6 protein-coding genes are annotated in these 6,231 nt (G+C 62.2%); 5 read left to right on the top strand and 1 reads right to left on the bottom strand.

Features of this window, described 5'->3' with window-relative positions; genetic code table 11:
- From AB7F49_RS37100 to AB7F49_RS37080, 5 genes are all read left to right on the top strand, one after another.
- Positions 1–859, top strand: an 859-nt coding sequence (locus tag AB7F49_RS37100; protein ID WP_428532285.1) for a DUF7146 domain-containing protein, incomplete at its 5' end; no start/stop codon positions are given.
- A gap of 682 nt (positions 860–1,541) precedes the next feature.
- Positions 1,542–2,153 carry a ribbon-helix-helix protein, CopG family gene (locus tag AB7F49_RS37095; protein WP_428532282.1) on the top strand — a complete coding sequence of 204 codons (612 nt, stop codon included), beginning with the start codon at positions 1,542–1,544 and terminating at the stop codon, positions 2,151–2,153.
- A 22-nt stretch (positions 2,154–2,175) separates the two neighbouring features.
- On the top strand, positions 2,176–3,624 hold the full coding sequence (locus AB7F49_RS37090) for an MFS transporter (protein WP_428532279.1): 1,449 nt from the start codon (positions 2,176–2,178) through the stop codon (positions 3,622–3,624).
- A gap of 13 nt (positions 3,625–3,637) precedes the next feature.
- Entirely contained in the window at positions 3,638–4,111 is a 474-nt protein-coding gene (locus tag AB7F49_RS37085) for a RidA family protein (RefSeq protein ID WP_428532276.1), read from the top strand.
- A gap of 507 nt (positions 4,112–4,618) precedes the next feature.
- Entirely contained in the window at positions 4,619–5,554 is a 936-nt protein-coding gene (locus AB7F49_RS37080) for a DUF2493 domain-containing protein (RefSeq protein ID WP_428532273.1), read from the top strand.
- A gap of 363 nt (positions 5,555–5,917) precedes the next feature.
- On the opposite strand, the gene AB7F49_RS37075 is transcribed toward AB7F49_RS37080, so the two are convergent.
- A partial coding sequence (locus tag AB7F49_RS37075; protein ID WP_428532270.1) for a tyrosine-type recombinase/integrase occupies positions 5,918–6,231 on the bottom strand: 314 nt, incomplete at its 5' end.

Below are 6,231 nucleotides of genomic sequence, written 5' to 3'. Positions count from 1 at the left end.
GACGGACGCCGCGACCGGCGAGCATGGCGATCTGCTCGACGTGATCCGCGAAAGCTGCGGCCTCGCGGATTTCCATGGGGTCGTCGAAGAGGCCCGACGTTTTCTCAGTCTGCCTGGCCTCAATGTCGCATCTGAGCCGGCGCGGCAGGCAACTGCGGCACCGGTTGGCTCACCCGAATCCGCACGACGGCTGTTCGCCATATCAAAACCGATTCCGGGCACAATCGTAGAAGCGTATTTGCGCAGTCGCGGCATTACGGCTTTGCACGGAACCGGAAGCCTGCGTTTCCACCCCCGCTGCTACTACCGGCCTAACCGCTACGCGCCGACCGAGACTTGGCCCGCGATGATCGCGGCCGTCACCAACCTCAGCGGCCGTATCACCGGCACACATCGAACCTGGCTTGATCCGGCCGGATTCGATCCCGTCACGCTCGGCAAGGCGCCGATAGAAACACCGCGGCGTGCGATGGGCCACCTCCTCGGCAACGCGGCGCGCTTTGGCATCCCGCACGATGTTGCCGCCGCCGGCGAAGGCATCGAGACCATGCTCTCGCTTCGCTGCGTCATGCCGGACATGCCAATGATGGCGGCGCTCTCGGCCGCGCATCTCGCCGCCATCCTGTTTCCGCCCACGCTGCGCCGGCTCTACGTCGTTCGCGACAATGATCCGGCCGGCGACGGAGCGATGGCGCAGTTGCTCGACCGAGCGCACGCGGCTCGGATCGAGGCGATCGCATTGTCGCCCCAGGACGACGACCTCAATGCTGATCTGCGCAATTTGGGCATCGAGATGCTGCAGGCGGCGCTCAGGGTGCAGCTGGTTCCGGAGGACGTTGCGCGGTTCATGCGCGTATGACGGCCTCGCCAGACGGAAACTGTCCTGCGTCGCCGGTCATACATTTAGAAGCGTCGGCATTTCGGCGCTATCCTCTAAGCCCGAACCTCTGACTGCGGAGGGCAGCAAACACGTCACTCGACAGACGCAGGACGTCGGTCTCATCCCATGTCAGCAAGACGGCGCGTCGTAAGCCCGCAACCCGATCTATCGGAAAGAGGCAAACAGCTGACGCTTCTTTGTAGCCCGCGCCTGATTGTAAGAATCTCTGATCTTGAAAGAAACCATACGACATCAGTCATATCCGCGCGTTTCCACACGCGCAAAAACGCTGGCTTCAACCCCTAGACATTCGGCGCACCATCCAGACCATGCCAGCCTTCGTCAGCAATCGCATCCGCGCCAAAATAAAGGGTTGGGCGACCACCGGCTGAAACTGAGATCAGCGCGCGACATCTCTAATTTCTGAATCGGATTGCGTGGGTCGCTTCGACAGCACCGTATAGATTTGCCTCAACAACTGTTGATTCTGGTCGTTTCGCGGCTCTGCCAGAGGATTGTTCCGCTGGCGATCGATCAGGCGGACCGATCTTGTACCGCTATTTTTTCTCAGCGTTACGCAAAGCTACGCCGCCTGCGATTTCCATGTTGCCTCGACGAACAAGCGTCTCTTAGATCGCCGCGGTTCGCATCGAGGCATCTCATGAAACCCAGAATCTGCGTCTACATTTCAGAAGAAGCTGCCGCGCGGCTCTTGGCAGAAGCGCGGCGTCGGGGCGTCTCAAAGTCTTTCCTTGTTCGCGCTGCGCTCGACCAGCTCCTGGGTGGTCCTGACTGTGAAGCGATAGACCACAGCGCCATGATGCGCCGGCTCAACTGGATGAGTCGCCAGCTTGAACATCTCGATCGAGATCTGCGCGTCGTCAATGAAACCGTCGCGCTGCATGCAAGATACCACCTTACGGTAACGCCACCCCTATCACCTCCGATAAGACAAGCCGCCTGCAAGCTCGGAGCCGCGCGCTTCGACGAGTTTGCGGCGCAGGTCGGCAGGCGGGTTCATCTTGGGATGCCGCTCATGCGCGAGACGATGGAACGTGTGAGCGAAACCAGTCCGCACTCTTTTAACGCCCAGCAAAGCGGCGTTGAGCCCGATCTGCACGCCGCTCACGATGTTATCGATGATAATGTCTTTGCCATGACGCCAAGCCGGCCCGCTGCCGTCGGGGAGGACGGCAGCGATGGCAGCTTTCCAGCGGCAAACGGGAATTCAGGATCCTGGGTCGGACACGGGTCACCAGAGCGCACCTCATGATGCGATCGTCAGGCGCTCTTTTGTGCCGGCTTGCCGAGTAAAGGCATCGCGGTCGATTGAGGCTCTTGCGCAGAAATGGCGTCTGATTGCCTTCGTCTTTCTACCGTTCGCGGTCGGATTCTATCTCTCGTATCTGTTTCGGAACATAAATGCCGTGATTGCCGGTCCCTTGACGACGGAGCTTGGACTGGACGCAGGTCAGTTCGGGTTGCTTACATCCGTCTATTTTCTGACCTTTGCCGCCGCGCAGCTCCCTGTCGGCATACTCCTGGATCGCTACGGCCCGAGACGTGTTCAATGCAGCCTCTTTGTTGTCGCGGCATGCGGTGCCGCGTTGTTCGCGCTGTCAGAGAGTTTTCTCCCGCTCGTTTTCTCTCGTGCGCTCATCGGTCTTGGCGTTGCGGCGGCTCTCGCGGCGGGTCTGAAAGCCATCGTCTTATGGTTCCCAAAGGAACGCCTGCCGCTCGCCAATGGCTGGATGATCATGCTGGGTGCGCTCGGCGCGGTCACCGCAACGACACCGGTCGAGGCGCTGCTCGCCTGGATCGGCTGGAGAGAGCTCTTCCTTTTTCTGGCAGCGGTAACAGCCGCATGCGCGCTCACCGTCTACCTGGTCGTTCCCGATGTTCCGTCAACAGAGCGGACGGTGGACAAAGAGACGGCTCCGGGATTGCGCACTGTTTTCACTGACCGCCGGTTCTGGCGGCTGGCGCCGCTTTCGGCGACATCTATCGGCACGGCCTGGGCGCTGCAGGGCTTGTGGGCAGCCGCCTGGCTCACCGACGTGGGGCGCTTCGACCGTGTTGCGCTCGTGCGACACCTACTCGTCATGGCCGTCGCGCTCTGCCTGGGCGCGCTTCTGATCGGCTGGACGGCTGACCGGTTCCGAAGTCGGGGGATAAGTCTGAGGATGATTTTCGGATGTCTTGCGGCATTGTTCATCGCGGCTCAGCTCGCACTGATTTTCCGCTGCTTCTCCTCGTCTTACGTCCTGTGGGCCATCGTCGCAGCGGTCGGCTCTGGCACCGTGCTAACCTCCGCAATCCTGGCCGAGTATTTTCCGAAGGAACTCACCGGTCGGGCCAATGCGGCGCTGAATGTATTCCACATGGGTGGAGCCTTCGCGCTGCAATGCCTGACAGGCTTTGTGATTCAGGCCTGGGCGAAGGATCACGGGCATTACCCAGAAGTCGCCTATCAGGCCGCCTTCGCCATCAATCTGCTGCTTCAGATCATAGCCCTTCTCTGGTTTTCGCTGCCGCGGCTGCAATCTCTGGCGTCGGCCATCACGACGAAGCGCTATTTGGTCAGCACCACGGCTGCATCGGTCCTCGGCTTTGCGATGAAGAAGCGCGCCACACGCGATCGTGCGCCGCATCCGCAAACCCCGTTCATGCGCTGCCTCACATGCGGATCGATGCGTCCTTTGGGGGATCGATTGATGCCAATGGTCGCGCGCCCAGCCATCTAACCAGGAGGAAGCCATGTACAAGCATGCTTTGACCGCAACGGCTCTGTTGCTGGCCTGCAGCGCGGCGATTGCGCAGCAGGTCACGCCGCAAGGCGTGAAAACGGTATCGCCGGCAGGCGCCATCAAGCCGACAGGGACCTGGAATCTCGCAACGCGCGCCGGCGATTTCCTGTTCGTTGCCGGCATGCGCGGCATCGACCCGCAAACCAACACCCTTGTCGAAGGCGACGAGGCGCGGGTTCGCCAGGCGTTTCTCAATATGCGACTGATCGCTCAGTCCGAGGGCGCGACCCTCAACGACACGGTGCGTTTGGTCGTCTTTGTGACCGACATGTTTCGGTTCCGTCCGATCGTCAATAAGGTGCAGGCCGAACTATGGGGCGCGGCGCCTTACCCGCCTCGCACGATCGTCGAGGTGCAGAGGCTCAATCAGGACGACATCGTCGAGATCGAAGGCACATTCTACGCCCCGAAGGCCGGCAAATAGCGCTTGCCGCCGACCAGGAAGGCGCGCGGGCTCGATTATTGCGAGGCAGGGGCTCTACCTCTTCGCAAACTCGAAGCGATGGCCGATCCGAGAACCGACGCTGCTGGGCCGGTAAGGATGGTCCTGAGCTCCGCTCGATGCTGTTGCGGTCGTACTCCTCCGGGAGGTGATCCCGCGTGTTATTCGTCTTCGAGGGTCGGCCTGGAGATCCCTCCGTCGAGGAGGCCGCGCCCGCGGCCTTCTGGAGAGGCGACCTTGCGGCAAGCGGTCCGGCTTCCGCAATGGCTGCGGCCGGCTATTTTCCGCCGCGCGCCGCCAAATGGCGCTCTCATTATACACAGGAGGACGGCGCGCTTTGCATCGCGAGGCAAAATAGCCGGCCTCCGCCATCCTCCGCTTCGCTCCGGCCGCTGCGCTTCGCTCCGCGGTGCAGGACCGGTCCGCCCGCCGCTTTCGTCGCCGTGAAGGCCGCGATGGGCGCGGCCGATCCGACGGGAGGAGCATCCCATGACAACCGACCCCGACAACACCGGCTACGAGCCGCACGCCGGATCCACCACCGACCACGTCCTCACCGAGCTGCAGTTGCACGGCTATCGTCCGTTTCAGGACGAACCCGACCCCCGGCCATTGCCCGACACGCGCTATGTCGCCGGCGCCGTCGCCGACATCTTCGATGCGCTCGTCGCGACCCTGACCGATACCCGCCTCGAACCGGACCTCGACGACCTCTTGTGGTCGACCGTCAATCTCTTCCACCGCGCCAACGGCCGGATCGAGCGCCAGCTCGACGGCAACGAGCAGGCGCAACGTCGATGCCAGCGCGAGCAGGACGGCTCCGAGATCCGCTCCGTCGAGCTGGAGCGCCTCACGGCCGAGGGCATCACGCTGATCGAGCGGCGCGCCATCATGGAGTTCTTTCGCGACCAGGCGGCCGAGCATTTCGCGCGCCAGACCGGCTCGCACTGGCATCCGCGCAATGGCTCGATCGTCAATCATCGCACACTGACCGCGGCGGTCATCGACAGCCGCGACTTCATCGCGGCCAAGCGCCGGGCCGAGACCGAAGTCATGTTGCCGGCAGGTCCGAAGGTCGCCTTCACCGGCGGCCTCGACTTCAACGATCACCGCCTGATCTGGGATCGTCTCGATCAGGTCCGCGCCAAGCATCCGGACATGGTGCTTCTGCACGGCGGATCGCCCAAGGGCGCCGAGCGCATTGCCGCCCGCTGGGCCGATCACCGCAAGGTTCCGCAGATCGCTTTCCGTCCCGATTGGGCCAGGCACGCCAAAGCCGCGCCGTTCAAGCGCAATGACGCGATGCTCGAGGCACTGCCGATCGGCGTCTTGGTTGCGCCGGGCTCCGGCATTCAAGCGAACGTCTCCGACAAAGCGCGCCGCCTCGGTATCCCGGTCTGGAAGCTCGGTCACGGTGGCGCATGAGCGCCGCCGTCCTCATCGCTCGTGGCGAACAAACAGCGACGGACGCGATCCGTCGCTGTTGCCGCTGCGCAATTCCCGCTATTCTCACGCTCGCGCCGTGGAGGTGGTGGAAGGCGCAACCCATGCAATCATTGTCACGGGAGTATCCACCATGCTTGCACTCGGCATCGTTCTCAACATCGTCGGCCTCGGCTTTTTCTGCTGGGTCCTGTTCACGCTCGCGGTCTACGCGTTGCCGCTCTTCGTCTTATGTGGCCGGCCACATAAGACGAATTATGTGGCGAGCCGGGATATGTGGCGCACGGGCAGATCGATGCCGTTTTCAAGCAAGGCCCGCGAGAAGTGCGCCACATATTGCTTCGCCTATAGAGATCGTAAGAAAGTCATCAAATCTGGCCGGCGGGACCAGCCTCCAGATGAGCGTCGCGTGTTTCCTCTCGCCAGCGTCGCCAGTGCCCGCTTTTTCGTCGCGAGGTCAGTCTCGGCATAGATGTTTGTGGTATCGAGCGACACATGTCCGAGCCAGGCGCGGATCGTGTTTATGTCGACGCCCGCCTGGAGAAGATGGCTGGCGGTCGTATGACGAATGACATGGGGACTGATCCGCTTGCCTTGTAGGGATGGCATCGAGGTCCGCAACTTCGCGATGTAGCGTTCAACGAGCGTATGAATGCCAT

This window comes from Pseudorhodoplanes sp. (assembly GCF_050250235.1).
Taxonomy (GTDB): domain Bacteria; phylum Pseudomonadota; class Alphaproteobacteria; order Rhizobiales; family Xanthobacteraceae; genus Pseudorhodoplanes.
Note: the sequence above shows the minus strand (reverse complement) of the source record. Positions and strands in the feature narration are given on the sequence as shown.